The organism is Pseudomonas fluorescens, assembly GCF_902497745.1.
Lineage (GTDB): Bacteria > Pseudomonadota > Gammaproteobacteria > Pseudomonadales > Pseudomonadaceae > Aquipseudomonas > Aquipseudomonas fluorescens_BM.
This window is the reverse complement of the sequence record NZ_CABVHJ010000003.1, coordinates 113,247-136,112: the sequence shown is the minus strand read 5'-3', so window position 1 is coordinate 136,112 and position 22,866 is coordinate 113,247. Positions and strand designations below refer to the sequence as shown.

Here is a 22,866-nt window from a genome sequence, read left to right as displayed (position 1 = left end):
CAAAAACTTACCGCTGTCGTGTGAATGTTTGGTGCTGGCAGATTGTCACAGCCTTGCTCAACCGGTTCACGCGGCGTGTTCCAGCCGCTCCTGTCGACGGGAATTCTCCATGCGTTTTTGTAAATTGTTGTTTGTGGGTTGTTTGTCTCTGATCAGCCTGGCGAGTCACGCCGAAAACCTCAAAGGCCTTTATCAAGTGCGCGAGCCGGTCAACGGTCAGGCGCCGGAAGAACGTGATCGCGCCACGCAGGCAGCGCTCGATACCCTGGTGTTGCGCCTGACGGGTGATCCCAAAGCCCCGCAGAGTCCGGGGCTGGCGGCGATTCGCAAGGATCCGCAGCAAATCATCAGTCAGTTCGGTTTTGATGCCGGGCCACCGGAGGTGCTGAAGGTCGATTTCGATCCGGCGACCACCGAGCAGGCGTTGCGGCGTGCCGGGTTGTCCGTGTGGGGCGCCAGTCGCCCGTCGATTCTGAGCTGGTGGCTGAACGATTCGGCTGAAGGTTCGAGTCTGGTCGGTGATGGTCAGGCTGCTGCGGCGCCGTTGCGTACGGCCGCGCAACACCGCGGCTTGCCGTTGCGTCTGCCGCTGGCTGATTTGAGTGAGCAGTTGGTTGCCACTGCGCCAGCGCTTGAGGGCACGGATCCGGCGCCACTGCGCGGTGCTTCCGAACGCTACAACGCTGACGCTTTGCTGGCAGTGCATGCCCGCGAAGAAGGTGGACAGTGGCAAGCCAAGTGGCACTTGTGGCTGGGCGATCAGAAAGAGGCGGGCAGTGTGCAGGGCGCCGATCAGGCTGCTGTCGCGGACGCGGTGATGCTGGCGGTGGCTGAGCGTCTGGCGCCACGTTTCGTGGCCAAACCCGGCACTTCGGGTCAGCAGACCCTGGAAGTGCAAGGTATGAATCTTGAGCATTACGCAGCGCTGTTACGGTTACTCGAACCGTTTGGCGTGCGTCTGCAAAGTGTTGACGGCGATCGCATCGTCTATCGGGTCAATGGCAGTGCCGATCAGATTCGTGCGCAGTTGTCGCTGGCGAAGTTGCAGGAGTTGCCGGCCGAGGCGCCGGTTCCGGTGGTGCCGCCACAGCCTGCGGTTGCAGGTGCCGCACCGGTCGCGGCTTCGGCCCCGACCCCGGCGGCACCGTCGTTGCGGTTCCGTTGGTAAGTCTTTCCTTATATAGAAGCAACAGGAGTGGTACATGGCCGATACGCGGCGTTGGTTCTGGCTCGGTGGGGTTGTCCTGCTTTGCGCATTTGTATGGTTGCTGCACCCGATCCTTACGCCGTTTCTGGTGGCGCTGCTGCTGGCTTATCTGTTCGACCCGCTGGTGGATCGCCTGGAGCGGCTCGGTTTGTCGCGAACCTGGGGCGTGATCGCGGTGTTTGCCTTGTTCACGTTGATCGTCACGGCGTTGCTGCTGGTGTTGGTGCCGATGCTCGCCAAGCAGTTACTGCGTTTGTACGAACTGGCGCCGCAAATGCTCGACTGGCTGCAACACACGGCGTTGCCGTGGGCGCAGGCGAAGCTGGGGCTGTCGGATGGTTTCTGGAAGTTCGACAAGGTCAAAGCGGCGATCAGCGAACACATGGGCCAGACCACCGACATCGTCAGTGTGGTGCTGAGCCAGGCCACGGCATCGAGCCTGGCGCTGATCGGTCTGCTTGCGAATCTGGTATTGATCCCGGTGGTAAGTTTCTACTTGCTGCGCGACTGGGACGTGATGATGGCCAAGATCCGCAGCCTGCTGCCGCGTGATCGGGAAGAGACCATCGTATCGCTGGCCGGCGAATGTCATGAGGTACTGGGCGCGTTTGTTCGCGGTCAGTTGTTGGTGATGGTGGCGCTGGGCGTGATCTACGCAGCGGGCCTGATGATTGTCGGGCTGGAATTGGGGCTATTGATCGGTCTGATCGCGGGTCTGGCGGCGATCGTGCCGTACATGGGCTTCGTGATTGGTATTGGCGCGGCGCTGATTGCCGGGTTGTTCCAGTTCGGTGGCGACCTGTACCCGATGGTCGGGATCGTCGCGGTGTTCATGGTCGGTCAGGCGCTGGAAGGCATGGTGCTGACACCGTTGCTGGTGGGCGATCGTATCGGTCTGCACCCGGTGGCGGTGATCTTTGCGATTCTGGCCGGCGGCGAGCTGTTCGGTTTCACCGGCGTGTTGCTGGCGTTGCCAGTGGCGGCGGTGATCATGGTGCTGGTGCGCCATGTGCACGATTTGTACAAGGACTCTGACATTTATAGCGGTATGGACGAACCGGAGTTGTAATCGGGCGGGGCGGCCCGGCGAATAGCCGGGTTGGCCCGCGTCCTGCAGGCGCTGGCGCCAAAGAATCTGCCATAAAACCAGCGTGTTAACGCAAACCTTTGATTTTGCTTGGACTCTGTCGCATTGTGCGCTCAGCTTCACGGGTATAAACTTCGCAAACTTTACACAGAGGCCACTAACGGTTCCTTGAGAACTGTTCAGTCAGCATGAAACCGATTCAGCTGCCCCTAGGTGTGCGTCTGCGTGACGACGCCACCTTCATCAACTACTACCCAGGCGCCAATGCCGCTGCACTCGGCTATGTCGAGCGTCTATGCGAAGCCGACGCCGGTTGGACAGAAAGCCTGATCTACCTGTGGGGCAAGCACGGCGTAGGGCGTACGCATCTGTTGCAGGCGGCGTGTCTGCGATTCGAGCAGATGGGCGAGCCGGCGGTGTACTTGCCGTTGGCCGAGTTGATGGATCGCGGCGTCGAAATCCTCGATAACCTTGAACAGTACGAACTGGTTTGCCTGGATGACTTGCAGGTGATCGCCGGCAAGGCTGACTGGGAAGAGGCGATGTTTCATCTGTTCAACCGTCTGCGTGACAGCGGTCGGCGCTTGCTGATTGCCGCTTCCACTTCTCCGCGTGAATTGCCGGTCAAACTGGCTGACTTGAAATCGCGCCTGACGCTGGCGCTGATTTTCCAGATGCGTCCGCTTTCCGATGAAGACAAATTGCGCGCCTTGCAATTGCGCGCGTCGCGTCGCGGTCTGCACCTGACCGATGAGGTCGGGCATTTTATTCTGACTCGCGGCACCCGCAGCATGAGTGCGCTGTTTGATTTGCTTGAACAGCTCGATCAGGCCTCTTTGCAGGCTCAACGCAAGCTGACAATTCCCTTTCTGAAAGAAACGCTAGGCTGGTAACGGCGCGGCTTTCAGCGTGTCTCGGCATATTTCAGGCGCCAGAAAATCCGCTTTCCTGCAGGGTGTGCAGGCCGCGTATCGATTCAAATGGGCTTAAGCGCTTAGATGTAAACGAGAAACCGAGAAGTCACAAAAAGATCGATTGAATTTGCAAATGAGGTTGATAGCGGGCATAGTCTCGGCTTCTTTACAACTATCAGCCACGGTCGTGCCCATGCTAAAGCGCTTCGCACCCCTCGTGCCTCTCGCACTCGTCACCCTGTTGTACGGTTGCGCTGCTCATTCTCCAGTTCAAGAGCAGCCTCAACAGGTTAAAAATTCTGCCACGGCCCAGTCTTCCGTTATTTACCAGGAAGAGCTGGACACCGAAAAAGAACTCAATGAATTCAATGGCAAGAAGCCTTATCAGCTTCCTGTTCTGGCCGACAGCATCCTCGAGCGCGGCATGTCCCTGATCGGTACCCGTTACCGTTTCGGCGGTACCTCTGAAGCCGGTTTCGATTGCAGCGGTTTCATCGGCTACCTGTTCCGCGAAGAAGCCGGCATGAACCTGCCGCGCTCGACTCGCGAAATGATCAACGTCGATGCGCCACTGGTCTCGCGCAGCAACCTTGAGCCGGGCGATTTGCTGTTCTTCGCCACCAACGGTCGTCGCGGTCGTGTCAGTCACGCCGGGATCTACCTCGGTGACAACCAGTTCATCCACTCCAGCAGTCGTCGCAGCGGCGGTGTTCGCATCGACAGCCTGGGTGACAGCTACTGGAGCAAGACTTTCATCGAAGCGAAACGCGCATTGGCCAACGCTCCGACTGTAGTCACTGCTCGCAAGTAATCCTCCGTTGTCGCTGCGTTCGCGGCGACAATCGGGCTTCCGGCAACGGAGTAGACGTATACTTTACAAGGTGAAGTTAAAGTCTTACTTGAAGTTTGCCGCGTAGCCGCTAGAATCCTGAATCTATATTGATGGCAAACCGCCTGCGTGCTCACGCAGGCGGTTTTCTTTTCTGTCCATCGGCAGAAAAAGCCGCAGCCAGATCAGGATGTTCTGCTTATGACGATGTCGGCCCGCCTCACATTGATGCTCTGCGTAGCGCTGCTCAGCGCCTGCGCCAGTCGCACACCGCCACCTGCGCCGGTGGTTCGCGCGCCGGTCGTGTTCGGCCCCTCTCAGGCTTTTTCGCCGGCTGCTGAAGACGTGCTGTTTCGCGCGCTTGGCCTGGTCGGCACGCCTTATCGCTGGGGCGGCAACACGCCGGATTCGGGTTTTGATTGCAGTGGGCTGATCGGGTTTGTCTACCGTGATGCGGCGGGGATTTCACTGCCACGCTCCACGCGCGAAATGATCGTCATGCAGGCGCCGAACGTTGGCAAAGAAGGTTTGCAGACTGGCGACCTGATTTTCTTCGCCACCAATGGCGGCTCGCAGGTCAGTCATGCGGGGATCTACGTCGGAGAAGGGCGCTTTGTGCACGCACCGGCCACCGGTGGCACGGTGAAGCTGGACAGTCTGTCGAAGGCGTATTGGCAGAAGGCTTATCTGAGTGCCAAGCGGGTGTTGCAGCCGGAGCATCTGGCGCATAACCCGTAGTAAAAATCGCAGCCGTTCTAGTGTGGGAGCGAGCCTGCTCGCGAAAGCGGTGTATCAGACAACTCAATGGAGGCTGACACTATGCATTCGCGAGCAGGCTCGCTCCCACAGTTGTTTCAGGTCACATTCAACATCACTTCGTGGCTGAGACTCGCCACACCTTGTTACCAACATCATCCGCCACCAGCAGACCACCCTGCTGATCGATCACCACGCCCACTGGCCGGCCCAATGCATTCTCGTCCTTGTCGAGGAAGCCGGTCAGGACATCCACCGGTTTGCCGCTCGGCTTGCCGCCGGTAAACGGCACGAAAATCACTTTGTAGCCACTGTGCGGTTTGCGGTTCCACGAGCCGTGCTGGCCGATAAAGGCACCTTCCTTGAACTGCGCCGGAAGGTTGTTGCCCTCAGCGAACGTCAGGCCCAAAGACGCAGTGTGCGGTCCGACGGCGTAATCCGGGGCAATGGCTTTGGCCACCAGCTCAGGCTTTTGTGGCGACACACGCACATCGACATGCTGACCGTAGTAACTGAACGGCCAGCCATAGAAACCGCCATCCTTCACAGAGGTGATGTAGTCCGGCACCAGATCACTGCCGATCTCGTCGCGCTCATTCACTGCTGTCCACAGCGCGCCACTTTTCGGCTCCCAGGCCAGGCCATTGGGGTTGCGGATGCCTGAGGCGAAGATGCGGTGATTACCGGTCGCCCGATCGACTTCCCAGATCGCCGCGCGGCCTTCTTCTTTATCCAGACCATTTTCGCCGACGTTGCTGTTCGAGCCGACCGTGACGTACAGCTTGCTGCCGTCCTTGCTGGCAATGACGTTTTTGGTCCAGTGGTGATTCAGCGTGCCGCCGGGCAAATCGACAACTTTGATTGGCTGCGACTTGATCTCGGTCGCGCCGGGTTCGTAGTTGAAGCGCAGCAGGCGATCAGTATCGGCGACGTACAGGTCGTTGCCGACCAGCGTCATACCGAAAGGTGAGTTGAGGTTTTGCAGGAACACCGTGCGCGTCTCAGCGACGCCATCGTGATCGGCGTCACGCAGCAAAGTGATGCGATTCGGGCTCGGCACGCCCGCGCCAGCTTTACCCATGACTTTCTTCATCACCCAGCCACGAATGCCGCTGCTGTCATCAGGCTTCGGCGGGGCGTTGGTTTCCGCCACCAGAACGTCGCCGTTGGGCAGCACATAGAGCCAGCGCGGATGATCGAGGCCTTCGGCGAATGCTGCGACCTGAGTGCCGGCGGCCGCGGTCGGTTTGCCGCCCTCGGGCCAACCGATCGCCGGGGCGATGTTCACCGTCGGGATCAGGGTCTTGTTCGGTTCGGGCAGTTTCGGTGACGGGCCGGTGCCGTCGGAGACTTGCAGGCTGGAGGTTTCACCGCAGGCGGCGAGCCCTCCGGCGAAGGCGATGACAAAAACGAGCTGGGGCTTGCGCATTGCTGATCTTCCCTATGAATGCATTCCTAATCATAGACGAGGGCGCAAGCCCGATGGTTCAACTGCTCAGCCGCGGGCTTCCTTGAACAGCACGGCAATGCCCGGGTGATAGTTGCCTGCTTCGCTGCGCAATTTGCGATAGGCGTAAGGGAAATACCAGGCGACAGCGCAAGTGTGTTCCTTTTGCAGGTCGTCGACCATGTCCTGCAGCTCTTCGGGGCTGGCGCTGTGCTGGGCTTTTTGCGGCGCGACAAACAGGCAGCCGAGCTTGAGGTCGCTGGCATAACTGATGCGTTTGGCGTCGTTGGTGATGTCGAGCAGGGCTTGGGTCAGGTTGAGGTTGGTAACCTTTGGCCAGCGCTGGGTGGCCTGGATAAAGGCGCGGTCTTCGGCGCCGGCGAGGAGCAGATCCGCGCGGGCATTGCGCTCGCCTTCTTCATTCTGTTTGCGCGTGACAGTGTCGTTCAAAGTGACCAGCTCGGCCATCCAGGCCGCCGCCGAGAGCAATCCGAGATTGGCTTTCTCGTCGTGCCAGTAAGGGGTGTCGCTGTCGCCGCGCACGGCGTTGTAACGGTCGATACAGTCAAACCAGCGTTCAAGCACCGGGCGCAGGAATTCCAGGCGCGGGTTGCTGATGATCATGCCTTGCATCGTCATCATCCTTTATTGTTGTGGTAGGCTTTTCGGGAAAAGCATGGCTCTTTGATATCACTTGTATCAGTGTGGCACAAGATTGGCGGCAGATAATTGATCGGCGGCAGTTATTCGCCCGATGGCCGCCTCTTTAATTGACGCTCCACCCCCAACCCTCTAACCTTCGCGGCTTGTTTCAGGTGCTCTGTGACCTGCGTCGACAGAGTGAAACAGGGAAGCCGGTGAGGGTTGTCTTCAAGCGAAGAACTACCACGATCCCGGCGCTGCCCCCGCAACGGTAAATGAGTGAAAACTGCGCCTTGAGCCACTGCCTCGAAAGAAGCGGGAAGGCGCGCAGTCAGGCCAACGCCGCTCATGAGCCCGGAGACCGGCCTGATCCATCCAGCGGCATCACGGTGGGCGATGCCAGGCTTTTTGCCGTCTATTCTTGTGCCTGCCCGCCGTTATCCAGCCTCAACGGAGAGCTCCCCATGACTGATTCCCCCGAGCGCGACGAACGCCATCTGGCGCGTATGCAGCGCAAAAAAGCCGTGATCGACGAACGCATCGCCAACTCGCCTGACGAGTGTGGCCTGGTGCTGGTGCTGACCGGCAACGGCAAAGGCAAAAGCAGCTCGGCGTTCGGCATGCTCGCCCGCGCCATGGGCCACGGCATGCAGTGCGGCGTGGTGCAGTTCATCAAGGGCCGTAACAGCACCGGCGAAGAATTGTTTTTCCGCCGCTTCCCCGAGCAGGTGCGCTTCCACGTGATGGGCGAAGGCTTCACTTGGGAAACCCAGGATCGTCAGCGCGACATCGCCGCTGCCGAAGCGGCGTGGGCCGTCTCCCGCGAACTGCTGCGCGATCCGTCGATCGGGCTGGTGGTGCTCGACGAATTGAACATCGCCCTCAAGCACGGCTACCTCGATCTCGATCAGGTGCTCAGCGATTTGCAGGCGCGTCCGCCGATGCAGCACGTGATCGTCACCGGTCGCGCGGCCAAGCCGGAAATGATTGAAATGGGCGACACCGTGACTGAAATGGGCATGCTCAAACACGCCTTCCAGGCCGGCATCAAAGCGCAGAAAGGCGTCGAACTTTGAATCAACCACGTCACTGCCCGGCGGTACTTATCGCCGCGCCGGCCTCCGGTCAGGGCAAGACTACCGTCACCGCCGCGCTCGCCCGTTTGCATCGCAATCAGGGGCGCAAGGTGCGCGTGTTCAAATGCGGCCCGGACTTTCTCGACCCGATGATTCTCGAGCGCGCCAGCGGTGCGCCGGTGTATCAATTGGATATGTGGATGGTCGGCGAGCAGGAAAGTCGTCGTCTGTTGTGGGAAACCGCCGCCGAGGCGGATCTGATTCTGATTGAAGGCGTGATGGGTCTGTTCGACGGCACGCCATCCAGCGCTGATCTGGCGCGGCACTTCGGTGTGCCAGTGCTCGGGGTGATTGACGGAACGGCGATGGCGCAGACCTTTGGTGCGCTGGCACTGGGCTTGGCGAAGTATCAGCCGGACCTGCCGTTTGCCGGCGTGTTGGCCAATCGTGTCGGCACCTTGCGTCATGCGCAATTGCTCGAAGGTAGCCTTACTGAAGGTTTGCGCTGGTACGGCGCACTGTCCCGCGAGACCGGTATCGAACTGCCGAGCCGCCATCTCGGCCTGGTCCAGGCCAGCGAACTGAATGACCTCGATGTGCGTCTCGACGCCGCTGCCGACGCTCTCGCCAGCAGCTGTGAGGTAGCGCTGCCACCGGCGGTTGAGTTCGCCGCGCCTGACATCATCGCTGTCGAGCCACTGCTGAAGAATGTACGAATCGCCGTCGCCCGTGATGAAGCGTTTGCCTTCACCTACGGCGCGAGTCTCGATCTGTTGCGGGCGATGGGCGCCGAGTTGAGTTTCTTCTCGCCGATCCGTGACACGCAATTACCTGAAGCGGACAGCGTGTATCTGCCCGGTGGTTATCCGGAGTTGCACCACGTTGCGCTGGCGCAGAACACCGCGATGGTTGAAGCGATTCGCGCGCATCATGCAGCGGGTAAACCGTTGCTCGCTGAATGTGGCGGGATGCTGTATCTGCTCGATTCGCTGACGGACGTTGAAGGCACTCGCGCCGAACTGGTCGGCCTGCTTAAGGGCGATGCGGTGATGCAGAAGCGTCTGGCGGCGTTGGCGTTGCAAGCGGTCGATCTGCCGGAGGGCTCGCTGCGTGGGCACACTTATCATCATTCCCTGACCACCACCGAACTGACGCCGATTGCCCGTGGCTTGAGCCCGAATGGCGGGCGCGGTGCTGAGGCGGTTTATCGGGAAGGGCGGATGACGGCTTCTTATGTGCACTTCTATTTTCCGTCGAATCCGACTGCGATTGCCGCGTTGTTTGCGCCAGACCGTGAGGCCGCCTTCGCGAGCAAGCTCGCTCCCACAGGGGATCGCGTTTCTTGAGCAAGCACCCCGTCCAATGTGGGAGCGAGCTTGCTCGCGAAGAGGCCATGACCGACAACACATTTTCCGAAGCCGAACGCGAAGCGGTTTATCGAGCCATCGCCGAACGCCGCGACATGCGCCACTTCACTGGCGGCACGGTCGAGCCGAAGCTGCTGCGCCGACTACTGGAAGCCGCCCACCAGGCCCCGAGTGTCGGCCTGATGCAGCCCTGGCGCTTCATCCGCATCAGCGACCGCAGCCTGCGCGGGCAGATCCAGAACCTCGTGGAAGAAGAACGCGTGCGCACCGCTGAAGCCCTCGGCGAGCGCAGTGACGAGTTCATGAAGCTCAAGGTCGAAGGCATCAACGACTGCGCCGAAGTGCTGGTCGCGGCGCTGATGGATGATCGCGAAAAACACATTTTCGGGCGCCGCACGCTGCCGGAAATGGACATGGCGTCGTTGTCTTGTGCGATCCAGAATCTGTGGCTGGCCTCGCGCGCCGAAGGCCTCGGCATGGGTTGGGTTTCACTGTTCGAGCCTCAGGCACTGGCTGATCTTTTGAAGTTGCCCGAAGGCGCAAAACCTCTGGCGGTTTTATGTCTGGGTCCGGTCAAGGAATTCTATCCGGCGCCGATGCTGGTACTCGAAGGGTGGGCGCAGGCGCGTCCGCTCAATGAGTTGCTGTTTGAGAATTATTGGGGAGTGAGTCAATGAGTGTGGCGTTGTTGAGTGTCGCTGCGGTTGCGCTGGATGCGCTGCTCGGTGAACCGAAACGCTGGCATCCGCTGGTGGCGTTCGGCAATTTTGCCGGGCGCATCGAGCAACGTTTCAACGCCGGTGGTCGTGGCTGGCGCAGCCATGGCGTCACCGCGTGGGTGATCGCGGTGCTGCCGCTGACCTTGCTCGCCACGGCGTTTTCCTGGGCGCCGTACGTGGGTTGGGTCGTCGAGATTCTCGCGTTGTATTGCGCCCTCGGCATGCGCAGCCTCGGCGAGCATGTCGCGCCGGTCGCCGCCGCGTTGCGCGCGGAAGATCTGGACGAGGCGCGCAAACGCGTCGGCTATCTGGTCAGCCGCCAGACCGATGAACTCGACAGCACCGCCGTCGCCCGCGCCGCCACCGAATCGGTGCTGGAAAACGGCAGTGACGCGGTGTTCGCCGCGCTGTTCTGGTTTGTCGTGGCGGGTGCGCCGGGCGTGGTGCTCTATCGCTTGAGCAATACGCTCGATGCGATGTGGGGCTATCGCAACGAACGCTTCGAGCGTTTCGGTTGGGCGGCGGCGAAAATCGACGACGTGCTCAACTACATTCCTGCGCGTCTGGTGGCGTTGACCTACGCGCTGCTCGGCAAAACCCGACTCGCGCTGAAGTGCTGGCGCACCCAGGCGCCGCAATGGGACAGCCCCAACGCCGGTCCGGTGATGGCGGCCGGCGCTGGTGCACTGGGCGTGGAATTGGGTGGGCCGGCGATTTACCACGGCGAACTTCACGACCGTCCTCAGCTTGGCGAGGGCGCAGCGGCTGACGCAGATTCCATTGATCGTGGCTGGCAATTGGTCCAGCGCGGCGTATGGTTATGGCTGCTGATTCTCTGCGTGGGGGCTGAATTCTATGCTTGAGCACGGTGGCCGGCTGCGCAAGGCGGCACTCGATTACGGCATCGCCGAAGCGGATTGGCTCGACCTGTCCAGCGGCCTCGCGCCATGGCCATTTCCGATTCCGGACATCCCGCTGCGCGCCTGGGCGCGTTTGCCGGAAACCGACGACGGTCTGGAACAAGCTGCGTGCGATTACTACGGTGCCGCGCAGGTGCTGCCGGTGGCCGGTTCGCAGATGGCTATCCAGTTGCTGCCGCGTTTGCGCCGCGCCGGCAAAGTCGGCGTGTTGTCACCGTGTTATGCCGAACATGCCGAAGCCTGGCGCCGCAGCGGCTATATTGTGCGCGAAGTGCTGGAGCAGGAAGTCGAGTTCTTTCTCGACAGCCTCGATGTGCTGGTGGTGGTCAATCCGAACAACCCGACCGGCCTGAGTCTGACCCCGGCACGCCTGCTCGACTGGCATGCGCGGCTCGCCCGGCGCGGTGGCTGGCTGGTGGTCGATGAAGCCTTTATGGACAACACGCCGCAACTGAGCCTGGCGCCGCATGCGCATCAAGTCGGGCTGATCGTGTTGCGTTCGTTCGGCAAGTTTTTCGGCCTCGCCGGCGTGCGTCTGGGTTTTGTGCTAGCCGAGCGCAAGTTGCTCAAGCTGCTCGCCGAACAGGTCGGGCCATGGGCGGTGAGTGGGCCGACGCGGGTGCTCGGTCAGGCCTGTCTGCAAGACACCGAAGGGCACACACGCCAACGGATTCGCAGCGATGAGGCCAGTGAGCGGCTGGTGGCGCTGCTTGAACGCTACGGCTTCAAGCCGCAGGGCGGTTGCGCGCTGTTCCAGTGGCTGATCACCGAACACGCCGAGGCGTTGCACGGGTTCATGGCCCGTCGCGGCATTCTCCTGCGCATCTTTACCCACAACAGCAGTTTGCGTTTTGGCCTGCCCGCCGACGCGGCTGAAGAGGCGCGTCTCGAACACGCTTTAAGCGCTTTCGCCAAGGACCACCCATGACCACCCTGATGGTGCAAGGCACCACCTCCGATGCCGGTAAAAGCACACTGGTGACGGCGCTGTGCCGCTGGGCGACCCGCCAAGGTGTCGCGGTCGTCCCGTTCAAGCCGCAGAACATGGCGCTCAACAGCGCGGTGACCGCTGATGGCGGTGAGATTGGCCGCGCGCAAGCGGTGCAGGCGCAAGCGGCATTTCTCGATCCGCACACCGACATGAACCCGGTGCTGCTCAAGCCGAACAGCGACACCGGCGCACAAGTGATCATCCATGGTCGCGCCGTGACTTCGATGAATGCCGTGGCTTATCACGACTACAAAGCCATCGCCATGAAAGCGGTGCTCGCATCCCACGAACGGCTCAGCGCTACGTATCCACTGGTGATGGTTGAAGGCGCAGGCTCGCCGGCAGAGATCAATCTGCGCGCTGGCGACATCGCCAACATGGGGTTTGCCGAGGCGGTGGATTGCCCGGTGCTGCTGATCGCCGACATCAATCGCGGCGGGGTTTTCGCGCATCTGGTCGGCACCTTGGAGTTGCTCTCGCCGAGTGAACAGGCGCGGGTCAAAGGTTTCATCATCAACCGTTTTCGCGGCGACATCGCCTTGCTGCAACCGGGCCTTGACTGGCTGGAACAGCGTACCGGCAAACCGGTGGTGGGCGTATTGCCCTACGTGATGGATCTGCATCTGGAAGCCGAGGACGGCATCGATCAGCGCCAGACCGACAAGGCTGAGCAGGTGTTGAAAGTGGTGGTGCCGGTGCTGCCGCGCATTAGCAACCACACCGATTTCGATCCGCTGCGCCTGCATCCGCAAGTTGATCTGCAATTCGTCGGCCCGGGGCAGGCGATTCCGGCGGCTGACCTGATCATTCTGCCGGGCTCGAAAAGCGTGCGCAGCGATCTGGCTTATCTGCGCGCCAATGGCTGGGATACGGCGATCTCTCGGCACTTGCGTTACGGCGGCAAAGTGCTGGGGATCTGCGGCGGTCTGCAGATGCTCGGCGAGCAGGTGCATGACCCGCTCGGCCTCGAAGGCGCGCCGGGCACGAGTGCCGGTTTGGGCTTGCTGGCGTTCGAAACCACACTTGAAGCCGAGAAGCAGTTGCGCAATGTGCGTGGACGGCTGGCGCTGGAAGATGCCGACGTCAGCGGCTATGAAATTCATGCCGGCGTGACCAGCGGACCGGCGCTGGAGAGTGCTGCGGTGCATCTGGATGATGGCCGTTGCGACGGTGCGCAGAGTGCTGACGGGCAGGTGCTCGGCACGTATCTGCATGGTCTGTTCGAATCGCCGGCGGCGAGTGCGGCGTTGCTGCGCTGGGCCGGGTTGAGCGATGTGCAGACGGTGGATTATCACGGCTTGCGCGAGCGCGATATCGAACGGCTGGCGGATCTGGTGGAGAAGCATCTGGATACTGATCTGTTGCGTCGGCTCTGTGGGATTTGAGTTGCCTGTGCTGGCCTCTTCGCGAGCAGGCTCGCTCCCACAGTGAATGCGGTTAGCCAAACATTTTGAGTACAACTCATAACCCTGTGGGAGCGAGCCTGCTCGCGAAAGCGGCGGTTGTCTCACTTGAATTTTCCTGGATGAACCCATGCTCCAACTGATCCTCGGCGGCGCCCGCTCCGGCAAAAGTCGCCTGGCAGAAAAACTAGCCAGCGATAGCGGCCTGGCCGTGACTTACATCGCCACCAGCCAACCCCTCGATGGCGAGATGAGCGATCGCGTCGCCCATCACCGCGCCCGCCGTCCCGTCGAATGGGCACTCATTGAAGAACCCTTGGAACTGGCCCGCGTCCTGCGCGAAAGCGCCAGCGCCGAGCGTTGCCTGCTGGTCGATTGCCTGACCTTGTGGCTGACGAATCTGCTGATGCTCGACGACGCCGAACGCCTCGTCGCCGAGCGCGAAGCCCTGCTCGAATGCCTGGTCTCGCTGCCGGGTGAAATCATTTTTGTCAGCAACGAGACCGGAATGGGTGTCGTGCCGCTGGGCGAATTGACTCGCCGCTACGTCGATGAAGCCGGTTGGCTTCATCAAGCTCTGGCCGAGCGCTGTCAGCGTGTTGTCCTGACCGTTGCCGGCCTGCCCCTGACTTTGAAAGGACCTGCGTTATGACTCAAACCTGGTGGCTGAACCCGTGCAAACCGGTCGATCTCAGCGTTGTTGAACAAGCGACGGCACGGCAACAGCAACTGACCAAACCGGCGGGTTCGCTGGGGCGTCTGGAATCGGTCGCGGTGCAACTGGCCGGTCTGCAAGGCCAGGTCAAGCCGACACTCTCGCAAGTGTGGATCGCGATTTTTGCCGGTGATCATGGCGTGGTCGCTGAAGGTGTTTCGGCGTTCCCGCAGGAAGTCACCGGGCAGATGCTGCTCAACTTTGTCAGCGGTGGTGCGGCGATCAGTGTGTTGGCGCGGCAGCTCGGCGCGCAGCTGGAAGTGGTCGATCTGGGTACCGTGAATCCAGCGCTGAACCTGCCGGGTGTGCGTCATTTGAACATTGGCGCGGGCACGGCGAACTTCGCTCAGGGCGCGGCAATGACTCAGGCCCAGGGCGAACTCGCGTTGCAGGCCGGTCGCGACAGTCTGCTGCGAGCAAAAGCGGCGGGCGCGCAGCTGTTCATCGGTGGCGAAATGGGCATTGGCAACACCACCGCGGCGAGCGCATTGGCCTGTGCCTTGCTCGATTGCCCGGTGGCGCATCTGACCGGTCCCGGCACCGGGCTGAATGCCGAAGGTGTCAGCCATAAAGCACAAGTGATCGAGCGTGCGCTGGCATTGCACGCGGCACAGCGTGGCGATGCCTTGCAAACCCTGTTCAATCTCGGCGGTTTTGAAATCGCCGCGCTGATCGGTGCGTATCTGGCAGCGGCTCAAGAAGGCGTCGCGGTGCTGGTCGACGGTTTTATCTGCACAGTCGCGGCGCTGGTGGCGGTGCGTTTGAATCCGGCCTGTCGCGAGTGGCTGTTGTTCGGTCACCGTGGTGCCGAGCCGGGGCATCGCCATGTGCTGGAAACCCTGAAGGCCGAGCCGTTGCTGGAACTCGGTTTACGTCTGGGTGAGGGCAGTGGCGCTGCGCTGGCGGTGCCTCTGTTGCGCTTGGCTTGCGATCTGCACGGGCAGATGGCGACGTTTGCTGAAGCTGCGGTAGCGGATCGTCCGGCATGACCCTGCAACTGGATCTGCTGCGCCATGGTGAAACTGAGCTCGGCGGTGGTTTGCGCGGCAGCCTCGACGATGCGCTGACCGAAAAGGGCTGGACGCAAATGCGTGCAGCCGTGGTCGAGGGCGGGCCGTGGGATCGGATCGTCAGTTCGCCGTTGCAACGTTGCGCACGGTTTGCCGCAGAGCTGGGTGAGCAACTGAACCTGTCAGTGCATCTGGACAAGGATCTGCAGGAACTGCATTTCGGTGCGTGGGAAGGGCAGAGCGCGGCCGCGTTGATGGAGACCGATGCCGAGGCCTTGGGGTTGTTTTGGGCCGATCCGTATTCGTTTACGCCGCCGCAGGGTGAACCGGTCAGCGAGTTCGCGGCTCGGGTGCTGGCGGCAATTGCGCGTCTGCACAGTGCTTACGCCGGTGAGCGGGTGTTGCTGATCAGTCATGGCGGCGTGATGCGCCTGTTGCTGGCGCAAGCGCGCGGGCTGCCGCGCGAACAACTGCTCAATGTCGAAGTCGCTCACGGAGCGTTGTTTGCGCTGACGGTCGATGCTGACGGTTCGCTCAGGGACGGTCACTGATATGTTGCCGATGTGGATCGCCCTGCAATTTCTCAGCAGCCTGCCGATTCGGTTGCCGGGGATGCCCGAACCGGAACAGCTTGGGCGATCGTTGCTGTTTTATCCGTTGGTGGGGTTGCTGTTTGGCTTGATCCTGTGGGCGCTGAATCTCGCCTTGAGCGGCGCGCCGTTGTTGCTGCATGCGGCATTACTGTTGACGGTTTGGGTGCTGCTCAGCGGTGCACTTCATCTGGATGGTCTGGCTGACAGCGCCGATGCCTGGCTCGGTGGTTTTGGTGATCGCGAGCGCACGCTGACGATCATGAAGGACCCGCGCAGCGGGCCGATTGCGGTGGTCACGCTGGTGTTGGTGTTGTTGCTCAAGTTTGCGGCGCTGTTGGCGCTGATCGAGCAACAGCAAGGCCTTGCGTTGATCATCGTGCCGTTGCTCGGACGGGCGGCGTTGCTTGGGTTGTTTCTGACTACGCCATATGTGCGCGCGGGTGGATTGGGGCAGGCGTTGGCGGATCATTTGCCGCGCAAGGCCGGGTGGTGGGTGCTGGGCTTCAGTGCGCTGGCTTGCGTGGTGATTGCCGGGTTCAGTGCCGTCGTTGCGCTGGTGATTGGTGTCTGTGTGTTTGTCTGGCTGCGGCAGGTGATGATGCGGCGGTTGGGCGGGACGACGGGCGATACGGCGGGGGCGTTGCTGGAATTGCTGGAGATGGTGGTGTTGGCTGGATTGGTTTTGGTCTGACAGTTTTGGATTGTCTGTGCTGGCCTCTTCGCGAGCAGGCTCGCTCCCACAGGGGATCGCATTGCAAATGTGGGAGCGAGCCTGCTCGCGAAAGCGGTTTGTCAGGCAGCACAATGTTATGGGTAAACTCATCTGTAACTTGATTTAACACAGTCGCGGGTATATACACGCATCATGCTTCCATCTCAGTGTTTGTGCACCAACCTGCGTCGCGCCGCTCGTGGCGTCAGCAGGCATTACGACGGCGCTCTCGACGGCTTCGGGATCAACGTTGCCCAGTATTCTTTGCTGTGCAATCTGCAGCGTCTGGATCAACCGAGCATCTCGGAACTCGCCGAAGCGATGGGGCTGGACCGCAGCACCCTCGGGCGCAATCTGCGGGTGCTGGAAGGCGAGGGGCTGGTGGCGCTGGCCGAGGGTGAGGACATGCGTAACCGCATCGTCAAACTCACCGAAACCGGCGTGCAACGCCTGGCAGCAGCACTGCCGGCCTGGGAAGCGGCGCAGCAGCGGTTGATCGATCGACTGGGTGCCGAGAAGCGTGAAACCTTGCTCAGATTGCTGGATGAACTGGCCTGAGGCCGGTTTTTTCCAAACTCAAGCGGGTATATACCCGCAAGCGGAGAATAACAATGACATCGATGTGGCGTACGTGCGGTTGGGTGTTGGTCGGGAGTGCGCTGATCCTGGCGTTGTCATTGGGCGTGCGGCATGGTTTCGGTCTTTTCCTGTCACCGATGAGTGCGCAGTTCGGCTGGGGGCGTGAGGTGTTCGCCTTCGCCATCGCTTTGCAGAATCTGATCTGGGGTCTGGCGCAGCCGTTTACCGGTGCGCTGGCCGACCGTTTCGGCGCGGCCAAAGTGGTGCTGATCGGTGGTGTGCTGTATGCGCTGGGTCTGGTGTGCATGGGGCTGTCGGACTCAGCGGTGACGCTGTCGCTGAGCGCCGGTTTGCTGATTGGTATCGGCCTTTCCGGCACCTCGTTCTCGGTGATTCTCGGCGTCGTCGGCCGCGCCGTGCCGCCGGAGAAACGCAGCATGGGCATGGGCATTGCCAGCGCCGCCGGTTCGTTCGGCCAGTTCGCCATGTTGCCGGGCACCCTCGGGTTGATCGGCTGGCTCGGCTGGTCGGCGGCACTGTTGGTCTTGGGGCTGCTGGTGGCGATGATCGTGCCGTTGGTGAGCATGCTCAAGGACAAACCGCTGCCGGTGCTGGGTCATGAACAAACCCTCTCCGAAGCCCTGCGGGAAGCTTGCTCGCATTCCGGATTCTGGTTGTTGGCATTCGGCTTTTTCGTCTGCGGTTTTCAGGTGGTGTTCATCGGTGTGCATCTGCCGGCGTATCTGGTCGATCAGCATCTGCCAGCCAGCGTTGGCACGACGGTGCTGGCGTTGATCGGCTTGTTCAATATCTTCGGCACCTACACCGCCGGTTGGCTCGGCGGGCGCATGTCCAAGCCGCGCTTGCTGACCGCGTTGTATCTGCTGCGCGCCGTGGTGATCGTGCTGTTCCTGTGGCTGCCGGTGACGACCATGTCGGCGTACCTGTTCGGCATGGCCATGGGCTTCTTGTGGTTGTCGACGGTGCCGTTGACCAACGGTACGGTGGCGACCTTGTTTGGTGTGCGAAATCTGTCCATGCTCGGCGGTATCGTGTTCCTGTTCCATCAGTTGGGTTCGTTCCTCGGCGGCTGGCTGGGCGGGGTGGTGTATGACCGAACCGGGAGTTATGACTTGATCTGGCAAGTGGCAATTCTTCTTAGCTTGCTGGCGGCCGCGCTGAACTGGCCGGTGCGCGAGCGGCCGGTCGCGCGCCTGCAAGCCGCTGCGAGCGCCGTATGAGTCAACTCTGGCCACGAATCGTCATCAGCGCACTCGGCGCCGCATTGCTGGCGCTGGTGTGGTGGGGCTGGCATCAGGGTGGTCTGGCCCTGATGCAGTTGGACATGAGCATTTGCTAGAAACAGGCATGGCGAGTACCGTCAAACTCTGATGACTGCTCAAGGATATTCGACATGCTGATGCGCTGGTGTGCTGTTCCCGCGTTGCTGATGGCGTTGACTGGTTTGGCCCAGGCCGCTGACTGTCCCGAATTGCTGCAAGGCTCGCTGCCCAAGTTGCGAGCCAAGGAATCCATCGATCTGTGCAAGCAGTACGCCGACAAACCGTTGGTGGTGGTCAACACCGCGAGTTTCTGTGGTTTTGCGCCGCAGTTCGAAGGCCTTGAGGCGCTGCATAAGCGCTTTGAGTCGCAAGGGCTGCAAATGCTTGGCGTGCCTTCCAATGACTTCAAGCAGGAGTCCAAGGACAGCGCCGAGACCGCCAAGGTTTGCTACGCCAATTACGGCGTGACGTTCAATATGACCGAGCCGCAGAAGGTCCGTGGCGATGACGCTACGCATCTGTTCCAGGTGCTGGCCGCACAGAGCAGCGCGCCGAAGTGGAATTTCTACAAATATGTGGTCGATCGGCAAGGCAAGGTCATCGCCAATTTCTCCAGCCTGACCAAGCCCGATGATCCGGAATTTATTGCTGCGATCGAGAAGGCCATCGCCTCAAAACCGCTGAAACCTTGAATCCGAAGGCCGGCGATGATTTTGTAGGAGCTGCGGCACGCTGCGATCTTTTGACTTTAAAAAACAGATCAAAAGATCGCAGCCTCGTTGCACTCGACAGCTCCTACAGATCCCACAAATTTCAGGCATAAAAAAGCCCCGCCTCTGCAAAGAGAGCGGGGCTTTTTTGTGGGCGAGGGGTCAGCCTCGCCGCGCAGCATCAGAAGCGGTAAGTCGCGCCGACACCGAAACCGTTTGCCGAGTTTTCATACTTGGCGTCGTAGGTCTGGCCACGATTGTTTTCGTTGCGGATCTTCACCGACTCTTCCTTCAGGTACGAGTAAGCGACATCGATGGTCAAGTCGTCGGTCGGGCTCCAGCCGGCACCGATACTGAAGATGGTGCGGTCGCCAGTCGGAATGCGTGGCGACCGGTCTTCGTTATTGGTCGGCGACTGGTCGAAGGTCAGACCGGTACGCAATACCCATTCCTTGTTCAACTGATACGACGTACCCACGGCGTACGCCCAGGAATCATGCCAGTTCTGGTCTTCGTTGATCGAACCGAACTGGCCGGCCAGCAGCGGCTGAACGCCAGAGTTTTTCACGGTGATTTTTTCCAGCTGGCTCCAACGGGTCCAGGTGGTACCGGCATACACGTTCCAGCGATCGTTGATCGCTTGGGTAACCGAGAGGTCGACCGATTCAGGTGTGGTGATCTTCAGCGAAGCGTCGTACTTCTGGCTGGCGCCCAGACCGACTGCGGCCAGTGCGCCGTAGTTGACCTTGGTGTTGCCTTCGAGTTTATAGTCGACTTTCGAGTGATAGGTCAGGCCCACGCGAGTGGTGTCGGTGGCTTGTACCAGCAGGCCGACGTTGTAGCCCACAGCGGTGTCGTCACCCTTGATCTTGACCTTGCCGTCCGGCAGGGCTTGGGTGATCGACAGGTTGGATTCCAGCGAACCGTCAATGCGGTTGATGGTTGGGCCGAAACCGATCGACACCTTGTCGTTGAAGGCGTAGCTGACGGTCGGTTGGAAAGTGATGACTTGCACTTCGGACTTGCTGCCGAAGTAACGGCCGGCAAAGCCGTTTTCATAATCAGTGATCAGGCCGAACGGCACATAAACGCCGAGGCCGAATGCCCAGTGATCATCAATCGGTTTGACGTAGAAGCCCATAGGTACAGCGGTGAAGGGCACCATATCGCCCTTGTTGCTGCCGCCATTGGGGCTGGAACTGGCATTGCTGATATCGGTGTGAGCATCGACAACGGCTACGCCACCGGTAACCTGTTCGCGCTTGATGCGCGACATGCCGGCAGGGTTGCCATAAACAGTGCTTGCGTCGTCGGCAGAAGAAGATCGCCCGGCAAAACCAGTCCCCATCCCACTGATGCTTTGTTCGTTGAGGGCAAAGCCGGCCGCGAAAATTTGCGTGGAGGCGAGGGTAACGGCGAGGCTAAGGGTGGTTTTGAGCATGACTTTTTTCATTATTAGAACTCCTGGTGATCACCGGGGCGAAAATTACCAACATTTTCGTCCCAGCGCTATAGTCCGTATGCCTTGAGTTAGAGCGGTTTTGTAGGACAATCAGACCAGATTCGCGGCCTGTTGGCAGATCTTCGGAAACCGGTCGGTCAGCACGCGACCTGATTCACCGGTGAAACACAGGTGCGCCATGCGTAAGTGAAATCACGCAGACGACCCTGGGGTTGAAAGGTCTGACGCCAGATTCGCGCCATTGCGAGCAAATCGTTCGGATCGGGGAGGGTGGGGTTTTGCTCTTCAATCAGGAGCCACGCGATGGCGGTGGCGTAACGCAGATTTACCGTCAATTCCAGGTGTGGGCCGGTCAGGAATGCATGCTGACTGGCGAGGCCGCGAACCAGGCTGGCGCGTTCCGGATCGAGCGCCAGATAGTCATCCCACAGGGCTTGGTGGCGATGCTCGGCGATGCGGTAGAGGCCGTGGCCACGGCGGTCATGCAGGGCGGATCCGAGGGCCGACTGGCTGGCGGCGATGCCCAGCAGCAATGATTCGGCGGTGGCGCAGTGACGTCCCAGATAGATCAGCGTTGGACGGATCACATATCGACACAGTTCGCTGGCAGCGATACCCATAAAACCCTCGGATCTTGTTAGGAGTGGCGAGTCCTGAAGGGGGCTTGGCAGCAGTGGATCGGTTCAGGCTCGCCGCAAGCGGATCACGCCGCTTGAGTTGAAGTGTAGTGTCATATTCGCGACGTAAAGGCCTGTTTTTAAAATATTTCCGGCTCCGAGTTATAACCGTTATACCCATTGGTGCTTAGGCGCCAAGGGCAAAAAGTGAAACATCGGGCAATAAAAAGCCCCGCATTGTGTGCGAGGCTTTTGCTTTTGCAGCCTTTTCGGCTCTCAGGCAATCAATGCCTGACGGGTACGGTCGATCACGGCCTGCAGCGGTTCGGCGCTGGAGTACTGATCGGGGTACAGACGCTCGCTGTGGCGGGCGATACCGTGTTCGTTGACCAGTGTGAAGCTGAAGCAGCCTTTGCGAGCGGCCATGATCAGGCAGTTCATTGGTGCAAAAGCGTTGGTTAGGGTGCGAATGGCATCCTGAGTGTGGATTTGAGTAGACATAGTTATTAGGTGTTCCTACAAATGACACGGATAAGAACCGTGCAACGTTAAAACGTTCCAGTAACGTCGACCACCATTGGTCGAACGAAGAACCCGACTGGAACAAAGCAGCCAGTTTGAAGCGCAATTAAGTTGGCGCGCTTGGGCTGGCAGGTAGGTACTTAGGAGGGCAGGCAGCACAACGAGGGCAAAGGTTCTGGGCCCGGGGTGAAGATCCTGATCAATTTGCAGGTTGGTTCGGTCAGAGTAAGTGGTCTTCGCAACACCCTTCGCATCATTGGAAGGCAGTGTTGTCGCAAGATTTACCTGGAAACCATCGAGGGGTCGGTCCCGCTTTTTTCGATAAGGCTTCTTGGTAGAAGGCTGACCGTGGGGATATGTTCGACCGGAATTGACTTTCAGCTTGGTACTAACGCCGCGGATACTAACGGATCGAAACCGGTAACGCAAACTTCCTGTGGAAAAAGATTGCAGTGACTGACCGAGTCTGCTTTGCCGGTCGCTCGATTGCGCGTAATTGGCGCATTTTTTGACCGCCGGTCGGTGAAGATATCTTCATCAAAGCGTGCGCCAGACTGGCTTATCCCCAGACCGACTGCCAAAACGACCCGAAAAAGCGCACCGATATAACCGGGTAACAGGTACTTGTGCACATTAGTTGCGCAAGCTGTAACGGCATTGTCACATCAATCCTGACCCCGATGGCTGCCTGTATCGAAAGTTTAAGTCAATGAAAAACATCGCTTTTTTTTGTTGGTGAAAAAATCGTCAGTTTGACTGCGAGCCCCATTCCATAAGGCTTTGCGAGGGTTGGAGAGCGGTTGTCCACTGAGTTATCCACAGCTTCTGTGGATTGTCCCGAGCGCTTGCTCTAGGACGGGCGTGCCGGGTTGTTTTTCGACTTTACCTGTAAGAAAAAGAGAGTAGAGTGGCGCGCCTTCCGATTCGTCCCGCAGTGCTTTATGAAGTTTCGCTCAGTATCAGACTCTGTTACCTCACAACCTTCTCCTGTTACCTCGCCCAAGCGATTTTCCGTTCGTGTTGCAGAGTGGCTGCTCGACAGCCCGCGCCTGAGCGACAGTCATAATGCCAAACACCTTGCTGGCCGCCTCCTCAAGCAACCGGCACGGGAAGGTGTGGTGGCCGCGCAAAGCCGTCTTGGGCAGTTGATGTGCCGTGAGTGTGGTAACGCCCGTGATCGGCGCATCGGTCAGGATCTGCTGCGGCAGGCCGCTCGTGCCGGCGATCGTCGCGCGCAGCAGGAGCTGGGTCTGCTCGAAGACTGAGCTGTCCAAGACCTGACACCTTGGTTAACCTTCAGGCTTT

The 22,866-nt window shown here is 60.1% G+C and carries 25 protein-coding genes and 1 riboswitch; of the genes, 20 read left to right on the top strand and 5 right to left on the bottom strand.

Going from position 1 to position 22,866, the window contains the following annotated elements; all coding sequences use genetic code 11:
- Positions 1 to 109 precede the first annotated feature (109 nt).
- From F8N44_RS05735 to F8N44_RS05715, 5 genes are all read left to right on the top strand, one after another.
- Positions 110 to 1,168, top strand: a complete 1,059-nt coding sequence (locus F8N44_RS05735; protein WP_150649661.1) for a DUF2066 domain-containing protein — start codon at positions 110 to 112, stop codon at positions 1,166 to 1,168.
- 34 nt (positions 1,169 to 1,202) lie between these two features.
- Positions 1,203 to 2,276, top strand: a complete 1,074-nt coding sequence (locus tag F8N44_RS05730; RefSeq protein WP_150649660.1) for an AI-2E family transporter — start codon at positions 1,203 to 1,205, stop codon at positions 2,274 to 2,276.
- Between the two features lie 206 nt (positions 2,277 to 2,482).
- Positions 2,483 to 3,187, top strand: a complete 705-nt coding sequence (gene hda / locus F8N44_RS05725) for a DnaA regulatory inactivator Hda (RefSeq protein ID WP_007919828.1) — start codon at positions 2,483 to 2,485, stop codon at positions 3,185 to 3,187.
- Positions 3,188 to 3,401: 214 nt separating this feature from the next.
- The gene (locus F8N44_RS05720; RefSeq protein ID WP_007919826.1) at positions 3,402 to 4,019 is read left to right on the top strand and encodes a C40 family peptidase; all 618 of its coding nucleotides are present in this window, start codon (positions 3,402 to 3,404) and stop codon (positions 4,017 to 4,019) included.
- A 219-nt stretch (positions 4,020 to 4,238) separates the two neighbouring features.
- Entirely contained in the window at positions 4,239 to 4,775 is a 537-nt protein-coding gene (locus tag F8N44_RS05715; protein ID WP_150649659.1) for a C40 family peptidase, read from the top strand.
- A 133-nt stretch (positions 4,776 to 4,908) separates the two neighbouring features.
- Here the strand turns inward: F8N44_RS05715 and F8N44_RS05710 are convergent, their stop codons facing one another.
- Both F8N44_RS05710 and F8N44_RS05705 read right to left on the bottom strand, forming a co-directional pair.
- Complete coding sequence (locus F8N44_RS05710) at positions 4,909 to 6,222, bottom strand: PQQ-dependent sugar dehydrogenase (RefSeq protein ID WP_150649658.1); 1,314 nt, start codon at positions 6,220 to 6,222, stop codon at positions 4,909 to 4,911.
- Positions 6,223 to 6,288: 66 nt separating this feature from the next.
- Entirely contained in the window at positions 6,289 to 6,873 is a 585-nt protein-coding gene (locus F8N44_RS05705; protein ID WP_150649657.1) for a hypothetical protein, read from the bottom strand.
- Between the two features lie 163 nt (positions 6,874 to 7,036).
- Positions 7,037 to 7,267, top strand: a riboswitch (cobalamin riboswitch).
- 79 nt (positions 7,268 to 7,346) lie between these two features.
- Here F8N44_RS05705 and cobO point away from each other — a divergent pair.
- The 14 genes from cobO to F8N44_RS05640 all read left to right on the top strand — a co-directional run bounded on the left by cobO (position 7,347) and on the right by F8N44_RS05640 (position 18,942).
- A complete protein-coding gene (gene cobO / locus F8N44_RS05700) occupies positions 7,347 to 7,958 on the top strand; it encodes a cob(I)yrinic acid a,c-diamide adenosyltransferase (protein ID WP_003223053.1) in 612 nt (203 codons plus the stop codon).
- Positions 7,955 to 9,304, top strand: a complete 1,350-nt coding sequence (locus F8N44_RS05695) for a cobyrinate a,c-diamide synthase (RefSeq protein WP_150649656.1) — start codon at positions 7,955 to 7,957, stop codon at positions 9,302 to 9,304. The genes cobO and F8N44_RS05695 overlap by 4 nt, the downstream gene beginning before the upstream one ends.
- 47 nt (positions 9,305 to 9,351) lie before the next feature.
- Positions 9,352 to 10,002, top strand: coding sequence for a 5,6-dimethylbenzimidazole synthase (bluB, locus tag F8N44_RS05690; RefSeq protein WP_150649655.1), 651 nt, complete (start codon positions 9,352 to 9,354; stop codon positions 10,000 to 10,002).
- A complete protein-coding gene (gene cbiB, locus F8N44_RS05685; RefSeq protein WP_150649654.1) occupies positions 9,999 to 10,907 on the top strand; it encodes an adenosylcobinamide-phosphate synthase CbiB in 909 nt (302 codons plus the stop codon). Before bluB ends, cbiB begins: the two co-directional genes overlap by 4 nt.
- Complete coding sequence (cobD, locus tag F8N44_RS05680) at positions 10,900 to 11,892, top strand: threonine-phosphate decarboxylase CobD (protein WP_150649653.1); 993 nt, start codon at positions 10,900 to 10,902, stop codon at positions 11,890 to 11,892. The genes cbiB and cobD overlap by 8 nt, the downstream gene beginning before the upstream one ends.
- Positions 11,889 to 13,340, top strand: a complete 1,452-nt coding sequence (locus F8N44_RS05675; RefSeq protein WP_150649652.1) for a cobyric acid synthase — start codon at positions 11,889 to 11,891, stop codon at positions 13,338 to 13,340. Before cobD ends, F8N44_RS05675 begins: the two co-directional genes overlap by 4 nt.
- Before the next feature lie 148 nt (positions 13,341 to 13,488).
- Positions 13,489 to 14,010 (top strand): bifunctional adenosylcobinamide kinase/adenosylcobinamide-phosphate guanylyltransferase, encoded by a 522-nt coding sequence (gene cobU / locus F8N44_RS05670; protein ID WP_150649651.1) that lies wholly within the window; start codon positions 13,489 to 13,491, stop codon positions 14,008 to 14,010.
- On the top strand, positions 14,007 to 15,062 hold the full coding sequence (gene cobT / locus F8N44_RS05665) for a nicotinate-nucleotide--dimethylbenzimidazole phosphoribosyltransferase (protein WP_150649650.1): 1,056 nt from the start codon (positions 14,007 to 14,009) through the stop codon (positions 15,060 to 15,062). The genes cobU and cobT overlap by 4 nt, the downstream gene beginning before the upstream one ends.
- Entirely contained in the window at positions 15,059 to 15,634 is a 576-nt protein-coding gene (gene cobC, locus F8N44_RS05660; protein ID WP_150649649.1) for an alpha-ribazole phosphatase family protein, read from the top strand. Before cobT ends, cobC begins: the two co-directional genes overlap by 4 nt.
- Before the next feature lies 1 nt (position 15,635).
- Positions 15,636 to 16,367: an adenosylcobinamide-GDP ribazoletransferase gene (locus F8N44_RS05655; protein ID WP_150649648.1), complete on the top strand. Its 732-nt coding sequence runs from the start codon at positions 15,636 to 15,638 to the stop codon at positions 16,365 to 16,367.
- Between the two features lie 174 nt (positions 16,368 to 16,541).
- Entirely contained in the window at positions 16,542 to 16,946 is a 405-nt protein-coding gene (locus F8N44_RS05650; RefSeq protein ID WP_007919794.1) for a MarR family winged helix-turn-helix transcriptional regulator, read from the top strand.
- Positions 16,947 to 16,999: 53 nt separating this feature from the next.
- Entirely contained in the window at positions 17,000 to 18,208 is a 1,209-nt protein-coding gene (locus F8N44_RS05645) for an MFS transporter (protein WP_150649647.1), read from the top strand.
- A complete protein-coding gene (locus tag F8N44_RS32020) occupies positions 18,205 to 18,327 on the top strand; it encodes a hypothetical protein (RefSeq protein ID WP_263597098.1) in 123 nt (40 codons plus the stop codon). The genes F8N44_RS05645 and F8N44_RS32020 overlap by 4 nt, the downstream gene beginning before the upstream one ends.
- Before the next feature lie 54 nt (positions 18,328 to 18,381).
- Positions 18,382 to 18,942 (top strand): glutathione peroxidase, encoded by a 561-nt coding sequence (locus tag F8N44_RS05640; RefSeq protein ID WP_150649646.1) that lies wholly within the window; start codon positions 18,382 to 18,384, stop codon positions 18,940 to 18,942.
- A gap of 199 nt (positions 18,943 to 19,141) precedes the next feature.
- Here F8N44_RS05640 and F8N44_RS05635 read toward each other — a convergent pair whose 3' ends face one another.
- From F8N44_RS05635 to F8N44_RS05625, 3 genes are all read right to left on the bottom strand, one after another.
- A complete protein-coding gene (locus tag F8N44_RS05635) occupies positions 19,142 to 20,413 on the bottom strand; it encodes an OmpP1/FadL family transporter (RefSeq protein ID WP_150649645.1) in 1,272 nt (423 codons plus the stop codon).
- Between the two features lie 146 nt (positions 20,414 to 20,559).
- A complete protein-coding gene (locus F8N44_RS05630) occupies positions 20,560 to 21,042 on the bottom strand; it encodes a hypothetical protein (protein WP_150649644.1) in 483 nt (160 codons plus the stop codon).
- A 273-nt stretch (positions 21,043 to 21,315) separates the two neighbouring features.
- Positions 21,316 to 21,540: a hypothetical protein gene (locus tag F8N44_RS05625; protein WP_034156218.1), complete on the bottom strand. Its 225-nt coding sequence runs from the start codon at positions 21,538 to 21,540 to the stop codon at positions 21,316 to 21,318.
- A 962-nt stretch (positions 21,541 to 22,502) separates the two neighbouring features.
- Between F8N44_RS05625 and F8N44_RS05615 the strand changes: the two genes are divergently transcribed.
- Complete coding sequence (locus tag F8N44_RS05615) at positions 22,503 to 22,826, top strand: sel1 repeat family protein (protein ID WP_150649643.1); 324 nt, start codon at positions 22,503 to 22,505, stop codon at positions 22,824 to 22,826.
- Positions 22,827 to 22,866 lie beyond the last annotated feature (40 nt).